Genomic DNA, 22,123 nt, shown 5'->3' with positions numbered 1-22,123 from the left:
CTGGCGGGCGTCAGTGGGCGATGTCCTCGAACCCCGGGATCTCCCCGACGCCCCGGGTGCCGGGGCCCACGTAGCGCGCGGAGGGACGCACCAGCCGGCCGGTGCGCTTCTGCTCCAGGATGTGCGCCGACCAGCCCGCGGTACGGGCGCACGTGAACATGGACGTGAACATGTGCGCCGGGACCTCGGCGAAGTCCAGGACGATGGCCGCCCAGAACTCGACGTTCGTCGCGAGGACACGGTCCGGGCGGCGGGCGTGGAGCTCGGCGAGGGCGGCCTTCTCCAGGGCCTCGGCGACCTCGAAGCGGGGGGCGCCCAGCTCGCGCGCGGTGCGGCGCAGCACCCGCGCGCGCGGGTCCTCGGCTCGGTACACGCGGTGGCCGAAGCCCATCAGCCGCTCGCCGTTGTCGAGGGCCTGGCGCACGTACGCCTCGGCGTCCCCGGTCCGCTCGATCTCCTCGATCATGCCGAGGACGCGGGAGGGGGCGCCGCCGTGGAGCGGGCCCGACATCGCGCCGACGGCTCCGGAGAGCGCCGCCGCGACGTCCGCGCCGGTCGAGGCGATCACCCGGGCGGTGAAGGTGGAGGCGTTCATGCCGTGCTCGGCGGCCGAGGTCCAGTAGGCGTCCACGGCGGCGACGTGCTTGGGGTCGGGCTCGCCGCGCCAGCGGATCATGAACCGCTCGACGATGGAGTGGGCCTTGTCGATCTCGTTCTGCGGGACCATGGGCAGGCCCTGGCCGCGGGCCGACTGGGCGACGTACGACAGGGCCATGACGGCGGCGCGGGCGAGGTCCTCGCGGGCCTGCTCCGCGTCGATGTCCAGGAGGGGCTTGAGGCCCCAGACGGGCGCGAGCATGGCGAGCGCGGACTGCACGTCGACACGGATGTCACCGGAGTGGACGGGGATCGGGAACGGCTCGGCGGGCGGCAGGCCGGGGTTGAAGGCGCCGTCGACGAGGAGTCCCCAGACGTTGCCGAAGGAGACATGGCCGACGAGATCCTCGATGTCGACGCCCCGGTACCGAAGAGCGCCGCCCTCCTTATCGGGTTCGGCGATCTCCGTCTCGAACGCGACGACTCCTTCGAGTCCGGGTACGAAGTCGGACATCAGGCGGCTCCTCGTGATGTGAACGACGGATGGTGTTGTCGGGGTCGAGGTGACCGGTGCCTCTGTGGGGGCGGCGGTCGACGGTGAGGCGCTTCGCCTGCCGGATCCACGGTCATCCGCGAAGACTCCCGAAAGTTCTTCGGTCGGTCCCCGCCGACTCGCGGTCCGAAAGCGGTCACCCCGGTGATGCCCCGTACGGCTGGTCCTCCAACCGGAACGGCATCAGCACGATATCTTCGAGTGCCATCTTTAGGGAGAGTACGCGGCACTGAGTGCCATCGCGTGACGAAGCACACCTGCCCGCGCACCCGCCCCGGAAGCGAACCCGATACGGCAGGATGACCGCGTGAACGATCGTTTCCCGGACGAATCCACGAAAGAGCCCCTCATCCAGGCCGCGGCCGAGGCCGCCGAGGCCGCGCACGAGGAGATCGCCGACGACCCCGCCTCCATGCGGGCGCACTACCGCGCCGAGGGTCTCGACGAGGGCGACGCCGCGGACCACCCCATGGAGCAGTTCTCCCGCTGGTTCAAGCAGGCCGCTCAGGCCGCGGTGCACGGCTTCGTGCACGAGCCGAACGCGATGGTCGTCTCCACGGCGGACGCCGAGGGCCGGCCCAGCTCGCGCACGGTGCTGCTCAAGCAGTACGACGACCAGGGCTTCGTCTTCTACACCAACTACACGTCGCGCAAGGCCCTGGAGCTGGCCCGCAACCCGTACATCTCGCTGCTCTTCCCCTGGCACCCGCTGGCCCGGCAGGTCATCGTGACCGGGACGGCGCGGCGCACGGGCCGGGACGAGACCGCCGCCTACTTCCGCACCCGCCCGCACGGCTCGCAGCTGGGCGCCTGGGCGAGCAGGCAGTCCGAGGTCATCGACTCGCGCGAGGGCCTCGACGCCCTGTACGCGGAGCTGAGCGCCCGCTACCCGGAGGGCGAGCAGGTGCCGGTGCCGCCGCACTGGGGCGGATTCCGGGTCGCCCCGCAGACGGTCGAGTTCTGGCAGGGCCGCGAGAACCGTCTGCACGACCGGCTCCGGTACGTGGCCGAGCCCGACGGCGGCTGGCGCCTGGAGCGGCTCAGCCCCTGAGACCACGCGGCCCGGCCGCCGGAACCCGGCGGCTCAGCCCCCGGACGGGGGCCGCGCCCGTCGCTCAGCCGAGCGTCTCCTCCACGATCGTCCCCCACTGCGCCACGACCCGCTCACGGCGCGCGGTGTCGTCCGTGAGCAGGTTCGCGAGGCCGAGGCCGCGCGCCATGTCGAGCAGCCCCTGGACGGTCTCGCGCACCCCGGGCCGGGACTCGTCCGCGCCCAGCAGGTCCACGGCGATGCGGTGGCTCTCGCGGCCGACGCGGGCCTCGAGCTCGGTCACCCGGGCCCGGAGCTGGTCCTCGTTCGAGGCCGCGACCCACAGGTGCAGGGCGGCGCGGAACAGCGGCCCGGTGTAGAGGCCGACGAGGGCGGCGACGACGGCCTGCCGGTCGGCGGGGCCGTCGGGGAACAGGTCCCGCAGGGCGGTGGAGCGTTCCTCGGCGACGTACTCGACGGCCGCCGTGAAGAGGTCCTCGCGGGTGGGGAAGTGGTGCTGGGCGGCGCCCCGGGACACACCGGCGCGCTCCGCGACGACCAGCACCGTGGAGCCCGCCCAGCCGTGTTCGGCGAGGCAGGCCACGGCGGCGGCCAGGAGCCGCTGCCGGGTGGCCCGGCTGCGGTCCTGTTTGGGGACGTGCGGAGTCCGTGTGTGGTCCGTCGCGCTCACACCACCCATGCGGGATCCCGTCGTTCGAGGAAGGCCGTCATCCCCTCGCGGGCCTGCGGGGAGGAGAACAGCCGGGCCGAGAGCGCGGTCAGGTCCGCCGCGTCCCGGTCGAAGGTCTGAAGCACCTTAGCCGTGAGCAGCGCCTTCGTCTCGGCGAGGGCTTCGGGCGCCGATCTGCGCAGCCCGTCCAGGACGGGCGCGAGGACGGCGTCCACGTCGTCCCCGGCCGCCGTGAGGAGCCCGGTACGGACCGCCTCGGCGGCGTCGAAGCGCTCGCCGGTGAGGTAGTAGCGGGCGAGGGCGCGGGGGTCGGCGCGGGGCAGCAGCGGGAGCGAGATCACGGCGGGGGCGACCCCGATGCGCACCTCGGTGAAGGCGAAGCTCGCCGCCGCCCCCGCCGCCGCGATGTCACAGGCCCCGAGCAGTCCGAGGCCGCCCGCGCGGACGTGCCCGTCCACCCGGGCCACGACGGGCCTGCCCAGCTCGACGATCTTCCGGAGCAGACCGACGAAGGCCTCCGGCGGCGGCGGGTCGCGCAGGTCGGCGCCGGCGCAGAAGGTGTTCCCGGTGTGGGTCAGGACGACGGCGCGTACGTCGCCGTCCTTGCCGCAGCGGGTGAGCGCGTCGGTGAGCTCGCCGACGAGGACGGCCGACAGGGCGTTGCGGGTGTCCGGCGAGTCCAGGGTGAGGGTGGTGACGCCCCGCTCGTGGGCGGTGCGGACGACGGTCATGACAGGCCTCGCAGTTCGCGGCGCAGGATCTTCCCGGAGACGGCCCTCGGGACGGCGTCGATGAAGGTGACGATGCGGACGCGCTTGTACGGGGCGACGTGCTCGGCGACGTACAGCATGACCTCGTTCGCGGACAGGCCGGCGGCCGAGGGCTGGCGCACCACGAATGCGTGCGGGACCTCGTTGTTGTCCTCGTTGTAGGCCCCGATGACGGCGGCGTCGGCGATGCCGGGGTGGGTGAGCAGCAGGGCCTCCAGTTCGGCGGGGGCGACCTGGAAGCCCTTGTACTTGATGAGTTCCTTGACGCGGTCCACGACGAACAGCCAGCCGTCCGCGTCGACATGGCCGACGTCCCCGGTGTGCAGCCAGCCGTCCGGGTCGATCATCGCGGCGGTCGCGTCGGGCCGGCCCAGATATCCCTTCATGACCTGGGGTCCCCTGACGACGATCTCGCCGCGCTCCCCTACGGCGACGTCCTTGTCCGGGTCGTCGAGGGAGACGATGCGCATCTCGGTGCCGGCGACGAGTTTGCCGACGGTGCCCGGGGGCGGGTTCTCGGCGTCCAGCGGGACGACGTGCGTGCCGGGCGACAGTTCCGTCATGCCGTAGGCCTGGCCGACCGGCGGCAGCCCGAGCCGGGCCGAGCAGGCGGCGGCGAGGGCGGCGTCCAGCGGGGCCGCGGCGGAGACGATGTACTTCAGGGACGACAGGTCGTACTCCGCGACGGCCGGGTGCTTGGCGAGCGCGAGGACGATCGGCGGTGCCACGTACAGGCCGGTGATGCGGTGCTCCTGGATGGCGCGCAGGAAGGTGTCGAGGTCGAAGCGGGGCAGCACGACCACGGTGGCGCCCTGCCGCAGCAGCGCGTTCATCAGGGCGGTGAGCCCGTAGATGTGGAAGAAGGGCAGGACGGCGAGGATGCGGTCGTCCGGGCCCATCGGCATGGCGGGCGAGAGCTGGGCGAGGTTGGTCGCTATGGACCGGTGGGTGAGCATCACGCCCTTGGGGACGCCCGTGGTGCCCGAGGAGTACGGGAGCGCCGCCACGTCCTCCACCGGGTCGATGGCGACCTCCGGTTCGGGCGCGGTGCTGCCGAGCAGGTCGAGCAGGGAGCGGTGGCCCTCCGCCTGGTCGCAGACGAGGATCTCCCGTATCCCGCCCGCGAGTTCGGCGGCCTGCCGGGCCGTCTCCAGCAGCGGCGAGACCGTCACGATCCAGCGGGCCGAGGAGTCCCGCAGCTGCTTGGCGAACTCCTCCGCGGTGGCGAGCGGGTGCACGGTCGTGACCGACGCACCCGCCCGGGTGGCCCCGTAGAACACGACCGGGAACGCGATGGTGTTGGGGCTGTGCAGGGCGAGCACGTCACCCTTGCCCAGTCCCGCCTCGGCGAGCGCGGCGGCCACCCTCCGGTGGAACTGGTCGACCTGCGCGTAGGTGAGCGTGGTGCCGTCGACGCCGTCGACGAGCGCGGGGGCCTCGCCCCGCTCGGCGGCGTGACCGAGGACGGCGTCGTGGATGGGCTCCTCGACGGCCGGGACATCTGCGTACTCGCTGCGGAACACGGTTCCTCCTAGAGCGCTCAGTACGACTTGGGCAGACCCAGGGTCTGGTGGGAGACGTAGTTGAGAATCATCTCCCGGCTGACCGGTGCGATACGAGACACACGGGCCGCCGTGATCAGGGAGGCGAGGCCGAACTCCCGCGTGAGGCCGTTGCCCCCGAGGGTGTGCACGGCCTGGTCGACGGCCCGTACACAGGCCTCTCCGGCCGCGTACTTGGCCATGTTGGCGGCCTCGCCCGCCCCGATGTCGTCCCCCTCGTCGTAGAGGTACGCGGCCTTCTGCATCATCAGCCGGGCCAGTTCGAGTTCGATGTGGGCCTGCGCGAGCGGGTGGGCGATCGCCTGGTGGGCGCCGATCGGCGCCTTCCAGACGGTCCGCTCACGGGCGTACTCGACGGCACGGGAGAGCGCGTAGCGGCCCATGCCGATCGCGAACGCGGCGGTCATCACCCGCTCCGGGTTGAGGCCGGCGAACAGTTGCAGCAGCCCCGCGTCCTCGTCGCCGACCAACGCGTCGGCCGGCAGCCGCACCTCGTCCAGGGTGAGCTCGAACTGCTTCTCGGCACTGGACAGTTCCATGTCGATCTGGCGCCGGCCGAAGCCCTCGGCGTCGCGCGGGACGATGAACAGGCAGGGCTTGAGGCTGCCGGTGCGGGCGTCCTCGGTGCGGCCCACGATGAGCGTCGCGTCGGCGATGTCGACACCGGAGATGAAGACCTTGCGGCCGCTGAGGACCCAGTCGGTGCCGTCGCGGCGGGCCGTGGTGGTGATGCGGTGCGAGTTGGAGCCGGCGTCGGGCTCGGTGATGCCGAACGCCATGGTGCGGGTGCCGTCCGACAGCCCGGGCAGCCAGGCCCGCTTCTGCTCCTCGGTGCCGAAGCGGGCGATGACCGTGCCGCAGATGGCGGGCGAGACGACGAGCATCAGCAGCGGGCAGCCCGCCGCGCCCAGTTCCTCGAGCACGATGGACAGTTCGGCGATGCCGCCGCCTCCGCCGCCGTACTCCTCGGGGAGGTTGACGCCGAGATAGCCGAGCTTGCCGGCCTCGGCCCACAGTTCGTCGGGGTGGCCGCCCTCGGCGACCGCCTTGGTGAGGTAGGCGCGGCCGTAGCGCTTGCCGAGCGCGGCGACCGCCGCACGGAGCGCCTTGTGTTCGTCGGTCTCGGTGACAGGGCTCATGAGGGCTCCTCGGTACGGAGAGAACGGAAAATGCGGCCTGTGCGAAGTGGTCGGGCCCGTGCGGCGCGCACGGGCGCGGTGGTGCGGACCGGCGCCCCGGAGCGGGGCGCCGGGTCAGCCGGCGCCGTCCGCCGGCGCCTCCCGGGGCGCCGTCTCCTCCCGTACGACGGCCAGCAGGGCGCCCACCTCCACCTGCTGTCCGACGACGGCGTGCAGGGCGGTGAGCGTCCCCGCGGCGGGCGCGGAGATCCTGTGCTCCATCTTCATCGCCTCCAGCCACAGCAGCGGCTGCCCGGCCCGCACGGCGGCGCCCTCGGCCAGTCCCTCGGCGACCCGGACCACGGTGCCGGGCATCGGCGCGAGCAGCGAGCCCGGTGCCCGGTCCGCGCCCGGTTCGGGGAAGCGGGGGAGCTCGGTCAGCGCCGTCGCGTTCACGAAGAGGCGGCCGCCGTCGTACCGCGTCACCTCGAACGTCCTCCGCACGCCCGCCACTTCGAGGACGACCCGGCCCGCGTCGGCGTGCACCACGCGCACCCCGTCGGCCGCGAGCCCCTCGCGCGTGTGCCGGTAGGCCGCCTCGTGCTCGGTGCCGTGCATGCGGTAGCGCCTGGTCTGCGGTGCCGACGCCAGGTTCCGCCAGCCGCCGAACCGGGACCGCCCGTGCGCGTCGGCCAGGGCGGCGGCGAGCGGGGCGTACGGGTCGGGGGCGGGCTCGGTCAGCGCGGCCAGGTGCCGGTCGTAGAACCCGGTGTCCATGCGGGCCCCGGCGAACTCCTCGTGCCGCAGCGAGCGTACGAGCAGGTCCCGGTTGGTGACCGGGCCGTGGACGGTGGCCCGCTCCAGGGCGCCGGCCAGTTTCCGCACGGCCTCCGCGCGGGTGGCGCCGTGCGCGACGACCTTGGCGAGCATCGGGTCGTAGTGGATGCCGATCGGGTCGCCGTCGGCGAACCCGGTGTCCAGCCGGACGCCGTCGGGGACGGCGATCCGGTGCAGGGTGCCGGTCTGCGGCGCCCAGCCGCCCGCCGGGTCCTCCGCGTACAGCCGGGCCTCCACCGCGTGGCCGCGGGCGGACGGGGGTTCGCCCTCCAGCCGCTCGCCCTCGGCGACCCGCAGTTGCAGGGCCACCAGGTCGATCCCGAACACCGCCTCGGTGACGGGGTGTTCGACCTGGAGCCGGGTGTTCATCTCCAGGAAGTGCGGGGTCCCGTCGGCGACCAGGAACTCGACCGTGCCGGCGCCGACGTAGTCCACGGCGCGGGCGGCCCGTACCGACAACTCGTACAGCCTGTCGGTGAGTTCGTCCCCGAGGCCGGGGGCGGGCGCCTCCTCGATCACCTTCTGGTGGCGGCGCTGGAGGGAGCAGTCACGGGTGCCGAGCGGCCAGACCGTGCCGTGCGCGTCGGCGAGGATCTGCACCTCGACGTGCCGGCCGCCCTCCACGTACGGCTCGACGAACACCTCCCCGTCGCCGAAGGCGCTCAGCGCCTCCGCCCGGGCGGCCTCCAACGCGGTTTCCAGGTCGGCGAGTTCGCGCACGATCCGCATGCCGCGCCCGCCGCCGCCCGCCGCGGCCTTGACCAGCACCGGCAGGTCCTCGGCACGGACGTGCTCCAGCGGTTCGAGCCCCATCAGCTTCTTGGCCCGGGTCTTGGACGCCATCGCCTCGATCGCCTCGGGCGGCGGACCGACCCACACGAGCCCGGCGTCGGTCACGGCCCGCGCGAAGTCCGCGTTCTCCGACAGGAACCCGTACCCCGGGTGCACGGCGTCCGCGCCCGCCTCCAGCGCGGCCCGCACGACGAGATCGGCGCGCAGATACGTCTCGGCGGGGGTCGCGCCGGGCAGCCGCACCGCCGTGTCCGCCTCGCGGGTGTGCAGCGCGTTCTCGTCGGCGTCCGAGTACACCGCGACGGTGCGCACCCCGGCCTCGCGGCAGGTGCGGAAGACCCGGCAGGCGATCTCGCCCCGGTTGGCGACCAGCAGACTCGCAATCACGTGATTCCTCACATCCGGAAGACGCCGAAGCCACCGCGCGCGCCCTCGAAGGACGCCGTGTGGATCGCGGACAGGCACAGGCCGAGGACGGTGCGGGTGTCGCGGGGGTCGATGACTCCGTCGTCGTACAGCCGCCCGGACAGGAACATCGGCAGCGACTCTGACTCGATCTGCTGCTCCACCATGGCGCGCAGCGCCGCGTCGGCGTCGTCGTCGTAGGGGTGGCCCTTCGCGGCGGCCGACTGCCGGGCGACGATCGACAGGACGCCCGCGAGCTGCTGCGGTCCCATCACGGCCGACTTGGCGCTGGGCCAGGCGAACAGGAACCGCGGGTCGTAGGCACGGCCGCACATCCCGTAGTGGCCCGCTCCGTAGGAGGCGCCCATGAGCACCGACAGGTGCGGGACCCGCGAGTTGCTGACCGCGTTGATCATCATCGCGCCGTGCTTGATGATGCCGCCCTGCTCGTACTCCTTGCCGACCATGTAGCCGGTGGTGTTGTGCAGGAAGAGCAGCGGGATGTCGCGCTGGTTGGCCAGCTGGATGAACTGGGCGGCCTTCTGCGACTCGGCGCTGAACAGCACGCCCTGGGCGTTGGCGAGGACGCCGACCGGATAGCCGTGCAGGCTCGCCCAGCCGGTGGTCAGGCTCGTCCCGTAGAGCGGCTTGAACTCGTCGAAGTCCGAGCCGTCGACGATCCGGGCGATGACCTCGCGCGGGTCGAAGGGGTGCCGGAGGTCCCCGGGGACGATGCCGAGGAGTTCGTCCTCGTCGTACTTGGGGGGCGCGGCCGGGGCCGGATCGGCGTACGCCTTGCGGTGGTTGAGCCGGGCGACGACCCGGCGGGCCTGGCGCAGCGCGTCCCGCTCGTCGACGGCGAAGTAGTCCGCGAGGCCCGACACACGGGCGTGCATCTCCGCGCCGCCCAGCGACTCGTCGTCGCTCTCCTCGCCGGTGGCCATCTTCACCAGCGGCGGACCGCCGAGGAAGACCTTCGCCTTCTCCTTGACCATGATCACGTGGTCGGACATGCCGGGGACGTACGCGCCTCCGGCCGTGGAGTTGCCGAACACCACGGCCACCGTGGGGATGCCGGCCGCCGACAGCCGGGTGAGGTCGCGGAAGATCGCGCCCCCGGGGATGAAGATCTCCTTCTGGGAGGGCAGGTCGGCGCCGCCGGACTCGACCAGGCTGATGCAGGGCAGCCGGTTGGCGAGCGCGATGTCGTTGGCCCGCAGCGCCTTCTTCAGGCTCCACGGGTTGCTGGCGCCGCCGCGCACGGTCGGGTCGTTCGCGGTGATCAGGCACTCGACGCCCTCGACCACCCCGATGCCGGTGACCAGGGAGGCGCCCACCGTGTAGTCGCTGCCCCAGGCGGCCAGCGGGGACAGCTCCAGGAACGGGGTGTCCGGGTCGAGGAGCAGCTCGATGCGCTCGCGGGCGAGCAGCTTGCCGCGCTTCCGATGCCGCTCGACGTACTTCTCGCCGCCGCCCGCGAGGGCCTTGGCGTGCTCGGTGTCCAGGTCGGCGAGCTTCGCGAGCATGGCCTCGCGGTTCGCCCGGTAGTCCTGGCCGCCCACGTCCAGGGCGGACGAAAGGACCGTCATAGCAGGGCCTCCGGAATATCCAGGTGACGGGAGCGGAGCCATTCGCCGAGGGCCTTGGCCTGCGGGTCGAAGCGGGCCTGGGAGGCCACGCCCTCGCCGAGGATCCCCTCGACCACGAAGTTCAGGGCGCGCAGGCGGGGCAGGAGGTGCCGGACCACGGTCAGGCCCCCGCTCTCCGGGAGCAGTTCCCGGAAGCGGTCGGCCGTCAGCTCGTGGGCGAGCCAGCGCCAGGCCTCGTCGGTGCGGGCCCAGACGCCGACGTTGGCGTTGCCGCCCTTGTCACCGCTGCGGGCCCCGGCGACGAGGCCCAGGGGGGCGCGGCGGGTGGGACCCGCGGGCAACGGCTCGGGCAGGTCCGGTTCTTCGGCCGCTTCCAGTACGAGCGTGTCCTGGGCCGGGATCACCGAGAGGCGGGTTCCGTCGGGCAGGACGGCCGTGTGGTCGACGGCGGCCTGGGGGACGTACACATCCTCGAAAACTCCATAGGGCGCGCCCTTCCCCGGTGGCGCCACCACATGGAAGCCGGGGTAACTGGCGAGCGCCAGCTCGATGGCCGCCCCGCTCAGCGCGCGCCCCACGGCGGCCTGGTCGGGGTCGCGGACGACGAGCCGCAGCAGGGCGCTGGCGGTCTCCTCGGTGTCCGCGTCGGGCCGGTCGGTGCGCACCAGCTCCCACCGCACGTCCGCGGGCGGGGACTTGGCGAGCGCGTCGCCGAGCTGCTCGCGCACCAGCGCGGCCTTGGCCTCGACGTCGAGTCCGGTCAGGACGAAGGTCACCTCGTTGCGGAAGCCGCCGAGCCTGTTGAGGCCGACCTTGAGGGTGGGGGGCGGGGCCTCGCCGCAGGCGCCCTCGATCCGGACCCGGTCCGGGCCGTCCTGGCTCAGCCGGACGGTGTCCAGGCGGGCGGTGACGTCGGGTCCCGCGTACCGGGCGCCCCCGGTCTCGTAGAGCAGCTGGGCGGTGACCGTGCCGACGTCCACGAATCCGCCGGTGCCGGGGTGCTTGGTGACGACGCAGCTGCCGTCCTCGTGGATCTCCGCGAGCGGGAAACCGGGCCGGCGCACGTCGCCCTCGGCGAAGAAGGAGTAGTTCCCGCCGGTGGCCTGGGTGCCGCACTCCAGGACGTGTCCGGCGACGACGGCTCCCGCGAGCCGGTCGTACTGCGTGGGACTCCAGCCGAAGTGGGCGGCGGCGGGCCCGGTGACGAGCGCCGCGTCGGTGACCCGGCCGGTGACCACGATGTCCGCGCCCGCCGTGAGGCACTCCGCGATGCCGAAGCCGCCGAGGTAGGCATGGGCGGCGAGAGCCCCCGGGTATGCGGCGGTGAGGTCGTCGCCCTCGACGTGGGCGACCCGCACCGGGATGCCGAGCCGGCCGGCGAGGGTGCGCACGGCGTCCGCGAGCCCGGCCGGGTTGAGGCCGCCGGCGTTCGTCACGATCTTCACGGACCGCTCGTGCGCCAGGCCGAGACAGTCCTCGAGCTGGCGCAGGAAGGTGCGGGCGTAGCCGGCGGCGGGGTCCTTCAGCCGGTCCCGGCCGAGGATCAGCATGGTCAGCTCGGCGAGGTAGTCGCCGGTGAGGACGTCCAGTTCGCCGCCGGTGAGCATCTCGCGCATCGCGTCGAAGCGGTCGCCGTAGAAGCCGGAGGCGTTGCCTATGCGCAGCGTCACTCCGCTCCCCCCTTCGGCGGGCGTCCCTCGCCGGGCGGGCCGGCGAAGGCCTGGGCGATGTCGAGCCAGCGGTCGGCGTCGGGGCCCTCGGCGCTCACGTCGACGTCGGCGCGGTGCGCCCGCTGGGTGACCAGCAGACAGAAGTCGAGGGCGGGGGCGGTGACCCGCTGGGGCGCGTCCTCGGGACCGTACGTCCAGAGGTCGCCGGAGGGGGCGAGGATCTCCACCCGGAACTCCTCGGCGGGGGCGGCGAGGCCGCGGGCGCCGAAGGCGAAGTCCCGTGCCCGCACCCCGATGCGGACCACGTGCCGGAGCCGGTCGGTGGGGGTTCTGACCACACCCAGGGCGTCGGCGACGTCCTGGCCGTGTGCCCAGGTCTCCATGAGCCGGCCGGTGGCCATGGAGGCGCCGGACATGGGCGGGCCGTACCAGGGGAAGCGGGCGCCGGGCGCGGACGCGCGCAGGGCCGCGTCCAGCGCGGTACGTCCCGCCCGCCATCGCGCGAGCAGCTCGGCGGACGGCAGCCGGGCCCCTTCGTCGGCGCCCTCGTCCACGAACGTCGTGGGCGCCGCGAGGGCCTTCTCCACGAGGCCGTGGAAGGCGTCGGCGTCCGTGACGGCGAGGAGGGCGGAGTGATCGGTCCAGGCGAGGTGGGCGATCTGGTGGGCGACGGTCCAGCCGGCGGCGGGGGTGGAGAGCGCCCACCGGTCGGGACTCGACTCGGCCACGAGCCGGTCGAGTTCTTCGCTTTCGTCACGCAGATCGTCGAACACGGGCGTCGGATCGGACATGGGGGGAGCATGTCAGCGGCCCCAGAAACAATCAAGCATGCTTGCATCAATTTCTTTCCCCGCTGTCCGCCCACGGCCCGCCGCCGTCGTGCCGGGCGTCCCGACCGGCCGTCCCCGGTGGTCGACCCGGGAAGCCGTCCCCGGCGACCGGCCCCGGAAGCCGTCGGGGAATTCCTCCGCCGGGCGGTCACACTTCCCGTCCGCCCTCCGTCATACCGGTGACGACGCAGACAGAGGGACATAGAGGGAGACAGGACCATGAGCGAGACCATGAAGATCGCGGTGGCCGGGGCGACGGGACGGCTCGGACGCCAGGTCGTGGACGTGCTGACGGAGCGCGGGCACACGGTCGTACCGATGTCCCGGGCGACCGGGGTCGACATCGTCACCGGCGCCGGTCTCGCCGAGGCGCTGGAGGGGGTGGACGTCGTGATCGACGCGGCCAGCACGCCCTCCCCCGACCGCCGGGTGGCCACGGAGTTCTTCACGGCGGCGGCCCGGGCGCTGCACGAGGCGGGACAGAAGGCCGGGGTGACCCGGATGGTGGTCGTGTCGATCATCGGCATCGACGGCCCGGTCGCCGGCTACAACGCGGCCAAGCTGGAGCACGAGCGCGCGGTGCTGGCCGGCCCGGTGCCGGTGCGGGTGCTGCGGGCCGCGCAGTTCCACGAGTTCGTGGAGCAGCTGGCGCAGTGGGGCCGGCAGGGCGACACCGTCCACGTGCCGAGGATGCGTACGCAGCTGGTCGCGGCGCGGGCCGTCGCGGAGGCGCTGGTGGAGCTGGCGGAGGCCGAGGAGGCGCCGGGGGCGCGGGCCCCGTTCCCGGAGATCGCGGGTCCCCGCGAGGAGAGCCTGGAGGGCGCGGCCCGGCTGCTGATGGCCCGCCGGGACCCGGCCGTGAAGGTGGTCGCCGTGAGCGATCCGGCCAACCCGGAGCGGGACCTCTTCGAGAACGGCGGCCTGCTTCCCGGCCCGGACGCACGGCTGGCGGGCCCGGCGTTCGCCGAGTGGGTGGAGACCGCCTGAACCGTGCGGGTGGAGAAGGCCGGAACCGCGTGGGCGGGGACGGCCGGAACCGCGTGGGCGGGGACGGCCGGAACCGCGTGGGCCCTCGGGTCGCCGGGGCGTGTGGCCCGGCGGCCCGAGGGCCCGTGCGGGAATCCGGATGCTCAGGCGTCGAGCGGGACCGTCGCCTTGCCCCGGCCCACCTGGGTCCGCACCGCGCCCATGCTCGCGCCGATGACCAGGGCGATCGCCGCCGCCTGGGTGGCCGACAGGGCCTGGTGCAGGATCAGGAAGCCCGCCGTCGCCGCGATGGCGGGCTCCAGGCTCATGAGGATCGCGAAGGTGGAGGCGGGCAGGCGGCGCAGGGCGAGCAGTTCGAGGGTGTACGGGAGCACCGAGGACAGGACGGCCACCGCCGAGCCCAGCGCCACCGTGACCGGGTCCAGCAGCAGGGAGCCGGAGGACGCGATGCCGAGCGGCAGGAACAGCAGCGCCGCCACCGCCATGGCCAGCGCGAGTCCGTCGGCCTGCGGGAACCGGCGGCCCGTACGGGCGCTGAAGACGATGTACGCCGCCCACATCGCGCCCGCCCCGACCGCGAAGGCGACGCCCACCGGGTCCAGGTCGCCGAACCCTCCGCCGCCCAGCAGGAAGACCCCGCACAGGGCGAGGCCCGCCCACACGGCGTTGATCGCGCGGCGGGAGGCCAGCACCGACAGGGCGAGGGGGCCGAGCACCTCGAGGGTGACGGCGGGACCGAGGGGGATGCGGGCGACCGACTCGTAGAAGAGGCCGTTCATCGCGCCCATGGTGATGCCGAAGACGGCGACCGTCCCCCAGTCGGCGCGCGAGTGGCCGCGCAGCCGGGGACGGCAGACCACGAGGAGGATCACCGCGGCGGCGAGCAGGCGCAGGGTCACCACGCCGAGCGCTCCGGCCCGCGGCATGAGGGTCACCGCGAGGGCGCCGCCGAACTGGACCGAGATGCCGCCGGCCAGCACCAGCCCGACGGGCCCGAGGGAACCGAGACGGCCGGGCTCGCCGCCCGCGGACACGGGGACGTGGTCCGTCCCGGCGGCGGGCGCGGACGGCGGGGTGGTGGCGCTTGGGGTGCTCACGGGCGGTCCTGGGGCTGGCTCGGTGGGTGTTCATCACGATGCACTACCGAGTCCAGGGTAGTGGACTTCGTCAGGAGTGTGAACCGCTTATGTAGCTGTCCTGGATGCTGAGACTCAGATGCCCGGCCAGGGGGTCTCGTCGCGGAACAGCGGGCGGCCGTCCGGGAGGGCGGCGGGGACGGTCCCGTACGTCTCGGGGGCGCCCGAGGGCCCGGAGTTCCCGGCGGGATACGGGCCGGTGGGACCGGCCCCCGGCCCGGCGGCGCGGACGTGGGCGGGCGGCGCGTGGACGGGCCCGACCGGGGGCCCCACGGGCGCGTACGCGTACCCGGTCGCGGACCCCTCGGTCGCGTACCCGGTCGCGGACCCCGCGGGGGTGTACCCGGCACCGGACCCCTCGGTCGCGTACCCGGTCGCAGACCCCGCGGGGGTGTACCCGGCACCGGACCCCTCGGCCGCATATCCGTACCCCGCGGCCGACCCGTCGGCCGAGTGCCCGAACCCGGCGGCCGACCCCTCGGCCGCGTACCCGTACCCGGCGGCGGACCCGGCGGCCGGGTACCCGAACCCGGCGGCCGACCCCTCGGCCGCGTATCCGTACCCGGCCGGGGACCCGTGCTCCGGTGCGTACGCGTACACCTGCGCCGCCGGCTCCCGGCCCTCCACCTGCTCCTGCCCCTGCCCCTGCCCCTGCTCCTGCCGCGGACGCGGTTCCTCCTCGAACAGCGGCATCCGCAGCTCCGCGGTGTCCATCGCGGAGCCGTTCTGCGAGCGGTGCAGCCGGGAGTACGCCCCGCCGCGGGCCAGCAGTTCCTCGTGACGGCCCGTCTCCACGATCCGGCCGCGGTCGACGACGAGGATGCGGTCGGCGTCCGGGGCGAGGTTGAGATCGTGGGTGATCATGATCGTCGTACGGCCGGACATCAGCCGGCGCAGCGGCTTGACCACCCGGCGCGCTGCCATCGCGTCCAGGCCGGTCGTGGGCTCGTCCAGGACCAGGACCGGAGCGTCGCGCAGGATGGCCCGGGCGATGGCGAGGCGCTGGAGCTGGCCGCCGGACAGCCGGGCCGAGTTGGGGTCGATCCGGGTGTCGTAGCCGTCGGGCAGCCGCTCGATGAAGTCGTGCGCGTCGGCCGCCCGCGCGGCCTCGACGATCGCCCGTTCGCTGGCGCCGGGCCGGCCGCAGGCGATGTTCGCGCGGACCGTGTCGTGCAGGACGAGGGTCTCCTGCGGGAGCAGGGTGACGTACTCGCGCAGCCGGGCCAGCGGGAAGTCCCGCAGCGGTACCCCGTCCAGGAGCACCTCGCCCGCGTCGGGGTCGTAGAAGCGCAGGAGGAGTTTGGAGACCGTGGACTTGCCCGCGCCGCTCGGGCCGGTGACGATCACGAGTTCGCCCGGGGCGACCGCGAAGGAGAGCCCCCGCAGGGTCGTGCTCCCGGCGCCCGGGTAGCCGAACTCCACGTCCCGGACCTCCACGGTTCCGTCGGGACGCCCGGTCCCGGTGGGGTGCCGGGGGTCGTCCACCGACGGTCCGGCGTCGAGGATCTCGATGAGCCGCTCGGCGCCCGCGGTGGCCGCGGTGACCGTGAGGCCCAGCTGGGCGAGTCCGCGCACGGGCGGGTAGAGGTAGCCGAGGAAGGCGGAGAAGGCCAGCAACTGGCCGAGGGTCATCCGGCCGGTGGAGATCTCCCAGGCGCCGATGCCGATCACGGCGAGGACGCACACCGTCTCGATGACCTGGACGAGCTGTTCGTACGCCTCGTTGAGGCGCGTCGAGCGCACCGCGGCACGGAACCAGGCGTTCGCCTCCTCGGCCAGCCGGCGGCGTTCCGCGTCCCGCCGGTCGTAGGCCTGGGTGAGCACGATGTTGCCGAGGGACTCCTCCACGACGGAGGTGATCGCGCCGTCGGCGACGCGTCCCGCGCGCGCCACCTCCTTGACGGAGCCGGAGAAGCGGCGGGCCGCCAGCCAGAACAGCGGGGCGAGGACGAACGTGGCCGCGGCCAGGTCCCAGCGCAGCCAGAACGCGGCGGCCGCGTAGAACAGGGCGCTGAAGACGGCCGAGGCGGCGCCGACGAGCCCGGACACGACCATCGTCTCGATGGCCTCGACGTCGCTGGTCAGCCGGGAGAGCAGATCGCCCTGGCGGTGGCGCTGGAAGAAGTGCGGGGGCAGTTGCTGCACATGGTCGAAGACGTGCTCGCGCAGCCGCATCACGAAGCGCTCCGTCGCCCAGGCCGCCAGGGAGTTGCCCGCGTACGCGACGACCGCTCCGGCGACGGCGACGCCCAGCCACTGGGCGGCCGGACTCCAGAAGGCGTCGAGGGAGCCCTTCTGCAGGGCGTGGTCGGTGAGGTCCCCGAAGAGCAGGACGGCCTCGGTCTCGGCGAGCGCGGCCAGCACCGTGCACAGCCAGACGATCAGCAGCGGGCGGCGCAGTCCCCTGGTCAGCGGCCAGAATCGACGGAAGGCGGCACGCGCCGAAATGGCCGGGGATTCCTCGCCCTCGATTTCGGCGTTCCCGATTTCCTCGTCACGCATTTCACATTCCCCACGCTTTCCCGTCACCCGGACCCGGGCGGCTTTGCCCGGCCCCCGTCATCCGGTATTCGTCGAATTCGAAAAACGCGCGAGGAGGGCCGACGGTGCACCATCGACCCCCCTCGCGCGTTCACCCGACGATCAGCGGTCCTGGCCGGGAAGCGGCTTGGGCAGCGGCTTGTGGGCGCGCTTCTTCGGCTTCGGCGGCGGGGGCGGGGGAAGCTGCTTCGACTTGGGCTTGGGGGGCAGCGGGGCAAGCTTCCTGAAGCTCATTTCCGACTCCTGGTGTTCGACGGTCCATTGGTCCGGGAATTCCGCGTCCGGCTCCCGATGCCAATGAACCTACACGCACCCCCGCCGCCCACAACGGCAAAAATGGCAAAGGGGCGCTGTGAATACCCTGGGGAAAGCTGGGTGTTCCCGAAGTCGCCTGAGAATTTCGTCAGCGCCGGGACATGTAGACGTCGAGCGCCTTGTGCAGCAGCCGGTTGATGGGGAAGTCCCACTCTCCGAGGTACTCCGCGGCCTCGCCGCCGGCGCCCGCCTTGAAGCGCAGCAGGCCCACGAGGTGGTCGCTCTCGTCGAGGGTGTCGGTGATGCCGCGGAAGTCGTAGACGGCGGCGCCCAGCGCGTGGGCGTCGGTCATCATCCGCCACTGGACGGCGTTGTTGGGCTGGACCTCGCGCTTGCGGCTGGTGGAGGCGCCGTAGGAGTACCAGACGTGGCTGCCGACGGTGAGCATGGTGGCCGCGGCGAGGACCTCGCCGTCGTGGCGGGCGAGGTAGAGCCGCATGCGGTCCGGGTCCTCGGCCGTCAGCGCGGTCCACATCCGCTGGAAGTAGGAGAGCGGGCGCGGGATGAACCGGTCGCGCTCGGCCGTCTCCGCGTAGAGCTCGTAGAACGCGGGCAGATCGTCGTAGCCGCCCCGGACCACCTCGACGCCTGCCTTGTCGGCCTTCTTGATGTTGCGCCGCCACTGCTGGTTGAGGCCCTTGTGGATCTCCTCCAGGGACCGCCCGGCGAAGGGCACCTGGAAGACGTAGCGCGGCTGCCCCGCCGCGAAGCCGTCCTCGCCGCCCGGCTCCGTCCGCGTCCAGCCCATGGCCCGCAGCCGGCCGGCGATCTCCTCGGCGCCCGGCTCGTGGGAGGTCGCCGTCACCTCGCCGAGGCGCCGGGCCGCCGGATCCGCGATGGCCGTCTTGACCGTGTCCGCGCTCCAGCGGCGGGCGACGACCGGCGGGCCCATCTTCACGGTGAACGCGCCCCGCGACTTCAGATGCGTGATCATCGGCCGGAGCCAGCGTTCGGCGAGGTCCGGGTCGTGCCAGTCGATGACGGGGCCCTCGGGCAGATAGGCGAGGTACCGCTTGAGCCTGGGGAGCGGGCGCAGCAGTACGAGACCGGCGCCCCGGAGGCGGCCGTCCGCGTCGAACCAGCCGAGGCTCTCGGCGCGCCAGTCCGGTTTCACGTCGCCCCAGGACGGCACCTGCATATGGCTGGCCGAGGGCCGGGAGCGGACGAACGCCAGGTGCTCGTCACGGGTGATCGCCTGGAGGCGGAGGCTCATGCGCGTGGCTCCTCGAAGTCCTTCGGCCGGTGAACCGCCAGCGTACTTAGGCAGGTCCCGCGGAACGGGCGTCCGACGGGGCCGTCTCCAGCGCCTCGGCCAGTACCTCCGCCAGGTGGCGGCCCCGGCGGTGGGACAGCCGGGCCAGCTGGGTCCGGCAGGAGTAGCCGTCGGCGAGGACCACCGCCGTGCCGTCGGCGGCGCGGACCGCCGGGAGCAGCTGTTCCTCGGCGCAGGCCCGCGACACCTCCTCGTGGCCCTTCACGAGGCCGAAGTCGCCCGCGAGGCCGCAGCAGCCGCCGGCGAGGGTGCCGGTCAGTCCGGCCGCCTCCCGCAGCCGGCGTTCGGCCCCGTCGCCGAGGACGGCGTGCTGGTGGCAGTGCTGGCCCACCGTCGGGCGGTCGAGCCGGGGCGGGGTCCAGTCGGGTGCGTGCCGCTCCAGTGCCTCCGCGAAGGTCGTCACGGCCGCCGCGAGCCGTGCCGAGCGCGGGTCGCCGGGCAGCAGTTCGGGCAGGTCGGTGCGCAGGGAGGCGGCGCAGCTGGGCTCCAGCACGACGACCGGGAGGCCGTCCATGTCGAGGTAGGGCTCCATGAGGTCGAGGGTGCGGCGCAGGACGGCGCGGGCGCGGTCGAGCTGGCCGGTCGAGACGTACGTCAGTCCGCAGCAGACGCGCCCGCCGGGGCGCGGGAGCAGGGTGCCGGGGCGGAAGGTGCCCCGGGTGACCCCGTCGCCGACGGGTCCGTGCCGCCACGGTGTCCGCGGCGGCAGCAGCACGGTCAGCCCGGCGGCCTCCAGGACCCGTACGGCGGCCCGTCCGACGGAGGGTTCCAGGTGCTCGGTGAAGGTGTCCGGCCACAGGAGGACGGTCTTCCCGGCGAACCCGGGGAAGAGTCCGCCGGCACCGGACCGCCCGCCCTCCGCCCCGGTCTGCCCCGAAGCCCCGCCGTGACCACCCGGACCCCCACGACCGGCCGGCCCGCCCGGCCCCGAAGCCTCGCCCGGACCGCCCGGACCGCCCGGACCGCCGTGACCCCCCGGACCACCAAGGCCCGCCGCCCCGCCCGGGCGCCGGGCGCGCGCGGCCGCCCGTGCCCGGTCCCGGAACCGGGCCGACCACCACCGGCTGAACGGCTCCGGCGCCAGCCGCGGGATCTCCGCGCCCGGCGCGATCCCGGCCAGGCGCTTGGCCAGGGAGGCCAACACCCGGACGGAGGTGAGGGAGTTGACGAGCCGCGCCGAGCGGGTGCGGGCGACCGCCGCGAGCCAGAAGGGGAGCCGCCCCAGGCTGTAGTGGGCGGCGGGGCGTCGGCGTCCCGCGTAGTGGTGGTGCAGGAACTCCGCCTTGTACGTGGCCATGTCGACGCCGACCGGGCAGTCGGACCTGCACCCCTTGCAGGACAGGCACAGGTCCAGCGCGTCCCGGACCTCGGTCGAGCGCCACCCGTCGGTGACGATTTCGCCGGCGAGCATCTCGTGCAGCAGCCTGGCCCGCCCGCGCGTGGAGTGGGCCTCGTCGCCGGTCGCCCGGAACGAGGGGCACATGACCTCGGAGCCGCCGGGAGCCGTCGCCGTACGGCATTTGGCGACGCCCACGCAGCGGCGCACCGCCGCCGAGAAGTCGCCGCCGTCCGCCGGATAGCCGAACTCCACGTCCACGGGGCGCCGGGGCAGCACCGCGAACCGCAGGTTCTCGTCCAGCCGGTGCGGGCGCACCAGCATGCCGGGGTTGAGCAGGCCGTCCGGGTCCCAGAGGTCCTTGGCCCGTTCGAAGAGACGGACCATGTCCGCGCCGTACATGGCGGGCAGCAGTTCCGCGCGGGCCTGCCCGTCACCGTGCTCGCCGGACAGCGAGCCGCCGTGGGAGACGACGAGGCGGGCCGTCTCCTCCGAGAAGCGCCGGAAGCGGGCCACGCCCGCCGCGGAGATCAGGTCGAAGTCGATCCGGACGTGGATGCAGCCGTCGCCGAAGTGCCCGTACGGGGTGCCGCGCAGTCCGTGGGCGGCGAGCAGGGCCCTGAAGTCCCGCAGATACGCGCCGAGCCGGGCGGGCGGCACCGCGCAGTCCTCCCAGCCGGGCCAGGCCTCGGCGCCGTGCCCGCGGCCGGCGCCGGGCGGGGAGCCGGCCCGCCCGGCGTCCGGGATCCGGGTCGCCGTGCCGCTCGCGTCCTCCCGCAGCCGCCACAGCGCCCGCTGCCCCGCCGGGTCGGTGACCACCAGGGCGTCCCGCACGTCCGCCGCCCGCACGATCGCGTCCGCGTGGGCGCGGGCCTCGGCGGGCGATCCGCCGCCGGTCTCCACGAACAGCCAGGCCCCGCCGCGCGGCAGCCCCGCGCCGACGGGCACGAGATCGGCGGCCATGCCCTCCACGGTCAGCGGCCCGTGCCCGAGCAGTCCGGCCGCGGCGTCGGCGGCGGCGCTCTCGTCGGGGTAGGCGAGGACCGCCAGCGCCCGCGCCCGGGGTGCCTCGACCAGGCGGACGACCGCCTCGGTGAGCAGGCCCCAGGTGCCCTCGGAGCCGCAGAAGGCGCGGGCCACGTCGCCGCCCCGTTCGGGCAGCAGGGCGTCGAGGGCGTACCCGGAGATGCGCCGCGGCAGCTCGGGGAAGCCGGTGCGCAGCAGCGCCAACTCGCCCTCGACCAGGGCCCGAAGGCCGTCGGGTGCGCCCAGGAGGCCGCGGCCGAGGCGGCGGGTGTCCCCGCCCGCGCCGACGACCGTCAGCTCGCGCACGTTGTCCGCGGTGGTGCCCCAGGCCACCGAGTGGGAGCCGCAGGAATTGTTGCCGATCATCCCGCCGAGGGTGCAGCGGCTGTGCGTGGAGGGGTCGGGGCCGAAGCGCAGACCGTGCGGGGCGGCCGCTTCCTGGAGGCGGTCCAGGACGGCGCCGGGCTGGACGACGGCCGTGCGGGCCTTGGGGTCCAGCGCGAGGACCCGGTTCATGTGGCGGGTGAAGTCCAGGACGACGCCGGTGCCCGTGGCCTGTCCGGCGATCGAGGTGCCGCCGCCGCGCGCCACGACCGGCACCCCGTGGGAGCGGCACACCGCGAGGGCGGCGGCCACGTCGTCGGCGTCCCGCGGGGCCACCACACCGAGCGGTACGCGCCGGTAGTTGGACGCGTCCATGGTGGTCAGCGCCCTGGCGGTCGCGTCGAACGCGACCTCGCCCCGCACTTCCCGCGCCAGCGCGTCCCGCAGCGCGGCGACGGCCCCCGCGGACCGTCCGTCCGGCCGTCCTGCCGACCGCCCGTCCGACCGCCCTGCCGACCGTCCCTCGGGTCGTCCGCCCAGATCCGTCATGTCTCCAGGATGCCGCCGGGCATCCGGGACGGCCCGGCGGACGTGCGCCGAAAGGCCCCGGTATGCGGGGGCGATCATGAAACCGCTTCCCGAAGCCTCCCAATCGGATCGCGAACTCTCATATAGTGACGACGACTTGAGCATCATGTGTCGCTTCTCGCCCAGGACCGACCGAGGACACGACCGAGGACA

At 73.8% G+C, this 22,123-nt stretch carries 16 protein-coding genes; 2 read left to right on the top strand and 14 right to left on the bottom strand.

The annotated features are described in order from the left end of the window. Positions 1 to 10: 10 nt before the first annotated feature. Positions 11 to 1,111, bottom strand: a complete 1,101-nt coding sequence (locus tag IO36_RS29875) for a citrate synthase 2 (protein WP_037624254.1) — start codon at positions 1,109 to 1,111, stop codon at positions 11 to 13. Between the two features lie 451 nt (positions 1,112 to 1,562). Here IO36_RS29875 and pdxH point away from each other — a divergent pair, with 451 nt between their 5' ends. Next, the gene (gene pdxH / locus IO36_RS29870; protein WP_051901057.1) at positions 1,563 to 2,201 is read left to right on the top strand and encodes a pyridoxamine 5'-phosphate oxidase; all 639 of its coding nucleotides are present in this window, start codon (positions 1,563 to 1,565) and stop codon (positions 2,199 to 2,201) included. 64 nt (positions 2,202 to 2,265) lie between these two features. Here pdxH and IO36_RS29865 read toward each other — a convergent pair whose 3' ends face one another. The 8 genes from IO36_RS29865 to IO36_RS29830 form a co-directional block, all read right to left on the bottom strand. Further along, on the bottom strand, positions 2,266 to 2,880 hold the full coding sequence (locus IO36_RS29865) for a TetR/AcrR family transcriptional regulator (RefSeq protein ID WP_037624253.1): 615 nt from the start codon (positions 2,878 to 2,880) through the stop codon (positions 2,266 to 2,268). After that, a complete protein-coding gene (locus IO36_RS29860; protein ID WP_037624252.1) occupies positions 2,868 to 3,602 on the bottom strand; it encodes an enoyl-CoA hydratase family protein in 735 nt (244 codons plus the stop codon). The genes IO36_RS29865 and IO36_RS29860 overlap by 13 nt, the downstream gene beginning before the upstream one ends. Next, positions 3,599 to 5,164 (bottom strand): 4-coumarate--CoA ligase family protein, encoded by a 1,566-nt coding sequence (locus IO36_RS29855; protein WP_037624251.1) that lies wholly within the window; start codon positions 5,162 to 5,164, stop codon positions 3,599 to 3,601. The genes IO36_RS29860 and IO36_RS29855 overlap by 4 nt, the downstream gene beginning before the upstream one ends. 17 nt (positions 5,165 to 5,181) lie before the next feature. Continuing rightward, complete coding sequence (locus IO36_RS29850) at positions 5,182 to 6,342, bottom strand: acyl-CoA dehydrogenase family protein (protein WP_037624250.1); 1,161 nt, start codon at positions 6,340 to 6,342, stop codon at positions 5,182 to 5,184. A gap of 114 nt (positions 6,343 to 6,456) precedes the next feature. Continuing rightward, complete coding sequence (locus tag IO36_RS29845; protein ID WP_037624249.1) at positions 6,457 to 8,337, bottom strand: acetyl/propionyl/methylcrotonyl-CoA carboxylase subunit alpha; 1,881 nt, start codon at positions 8,335 to 8,337, stop codon at positions 6,457 to 6,459. Positions 8,338 to 8,345: 8 nt separating this feature from the next. Then, positions 8,346 to 9,944 carry an acyl-CoA carboxylase subunit beta gene (locus IO36_RS29840; RefSeq protein WP_037624248.1) on the bottom strand — a complete coding sequence of 533 codons (1,599 nt, stop codon included), beginning with the start codon at positions 9,942 to 9,944 and terminating at the stop codon, positions 8,346 to 8,348. After that, positions 9,941 to 11,614, bottom strand: coding sequence for an acyclic terpene utilization AtuA family protein (locus tag IO36_RS29835; RefSeq protein WP_037624247.1), 1,674 nt, complete (start codon positions 11,612 to 11,614; stop codon positions 9,941 to 9,943). The genes IO36_RS29840 and IO36_RS29835 overlap by 4 nt, the downstream gene beginning before the upstream one ends. Next, on the bottom strand, positions 11,611 to 12,405 hold the full coding sequence (locus IO36_RS29830) for a TIGR03084 family metal-binding protein (RefSeq protein ID WP_037624246.1): 795 nt from the start codon (positions 12,403 to 12,405) through the stop codon (positions 11,611 to 11,613). The genes IO36_RS29835 and IO36_RS29830 overlap by 4 nt, the downstream gene beginning before the upstream one ends. 258 nt (positions 12,406 to 12,663) lie before the next feature. Here IO36_RS29830 and IO36_RS29825 point away from each other — a divergent pair, with 258 nt between their 5' ends. Next, positions 12,664 to 13,431 (top strand): SDR family oxidoreductase, encoded by a 768-nt coding sequence (locus IO36_RS29825; RefSeq protein WP_078943517.1) that lies wholly within the window; start codon positions 12,664 to 12,666, stop codon positions 13,429 to 13,431. A 143-nt stretch (positions 13,432 to 13,574) separates the two neighbouring features. Here the strand turns inward: IO36_RS29825 and IO36_RS29820 are convergent, their stop codons facing one another. The 5 genes from IO36_RS29820 to IO36_RS29805 all read right to left on the bottom strand — a co-directional run bounded on the left by IO36_RS29820 (position 13,575) and on the right by IO36_RS29805 (position 21,931). Further along, positions 13,575 to 14,528: an EamA family transporter gene (locus tag IO36_RS29820; protein ID WP_037624245.1), complete on the bottom strand. Its 954-nt coding sequence runs from the start codon at positions 14,526 to 14,528 to the stop codon at positions 13,575 to 13,577. A gap of 114 nt (positions 14,529 to 14,642) precedes the next feature. Further along, entirely contained in the window at positions 14,643 to 17,069 is a 2,427-nt protein-coding gene (locus IO36_RS29815) for an ABC transporter ATP-binding protein (RefSeq protein WP_037624242.1), read from the bottom strand. Between the two features lie 141 nt (positions 17,070 to 17,210). Further along, positions 17,211 to 17,342, bottom strand: coding sequence for a hypothetical protein (locus tag IO36_RS49045; RefSeq protein WP_276313685.1), 132 nt, complete (start codon positions 17,340 to 17,342; stop codon positions 17,211 to 17,213). A 169-nt stretch (positions 17,343 to 17,511) separates the two neighbouring features. Next, positions 17,512 to 18,636 carry a lipid II:glycine glycyltransferase FemX gene (locus IO36_RS29810; protein ID WP_037624241.1) on the bottom strand — a complete coding sequence of 375 codons (1,125 nt, stop codon included), beginning with the start codon at positions 18,634 to 18,636 and terminating at the stop codon, positions 17,512 to 17,514. Positions 18,637 to 18,682: 46 nt separating this feature from the next. Beyond that, positions 18,683 to 21,931: an FAD-binding and (Fe-S)-binding domain-containing protein gene (locus IO36_RS29805; protein ID WP_037624240.1), complete on the bottom strand. Its 3,249-nt coding sequence runs from the start codon at positions 21,929 to 21,931 to the stop codon at positions 18,683 to 18,685. Positions 21,932 to 22,123: the final 192 nt, after the last annotated feature.

The sequence above is a fragment of the Streptomyces aureus genome, from assembly GCF_000725495.1.
In the GTDB taxonomy this organism is placed as follows: Bacteria; Actinomycetota; Actinomycetes; order Streptomycetales; family Streptomycetaceae; genus Streptomyces; species Streptomyces aureus_B.
Note: the sequence above shows the minus strand (reverse complement) of the source record. Positions and strands in the feature narration are given on the sequence as shown.

Coding starts and splice junctions, on each gene's coding strand:
- IO36_RS29875 (WP_037624254.1), bottom strand. CDS start 1,111: ATGTCCGACTTCGTACCCGGACTCGAAGGAGTCGTCGCGTTCGAGACG.
- pdxH (WP_051901057.1), top strand. CDS start 1,563: ATGCGGGCGCACTACCGCGCCGAGGGTCTCGACGAGGGCGACGCCGCG.
- IO36_RS29865 (WP_037624253.1), bottom strand. CDS start 2,880: ATGGGTGGTGTGAGCGCGACGGACCACACACGGACTCCGCACGTCCCC.
- IO36_RS29860 (WP_037624252.1), bottom strand. CDS start 3,602: ATGACCGTCGTCCGCACCGCCCACGAGCGGGGCGTCACCACCCTCACC.
- IO36_RS29850 (WP_037624250.1), bottom strand. CDS start 6,342: ATGAGCCCTGTCACCGAGACCGACGAACACAAGGCGCTCCGTGCGGCG.
- IO36_RS29840 (WP_037624248.1), bottom strand. CDS start 9,944: ATGACGGTCCTTTCGTCCGCCCTGGACGTGGGCGGCCAGGACTACCGG.
- IO36_RS29830 (WP_037624246.1), bottom strand. CDS start 12,405: ATGTCCGATCCGACGCCCGTGTTCGACGATCTGCGTGACGAAAGCGAA.
- IO36_RS29825 (WP_078943517.1), top strand. CDS start 12,664: ATGAGCGAGACCATGAAGATCGCGGTGGCCGGGGCGACGGGACGGCTC.
- IO36_RS29815 (WP_037624242.1), bottom strand. CDS start 17,069: ATGCGTGACGAGGAAATCGGGAACGCCGAAATCGAGGGCGAGGAATCC.
- IO36_RS49045 (WP_276313685.1), bottom strand. CDS start 17,342: ATGAGCTTCAGGAAGCTTGCCCCGCTGCCCCCCAAGCCCAAGTCGAAG.
- IO36_RS29810 (WP_037624241.1), bottom strand. CDS start 18,636: ATGAGCCTCCGCCTCCAGGCGATCACCCGTGACGAGCACCTGGCGTTC.
- IO36_RS29805 (WP_037624240.1), bottom strand. CDS start 21,931: ATGACGGATCTGGGCGGACGACCCGAGGGACGGTCGGCAGGGCGGTCG.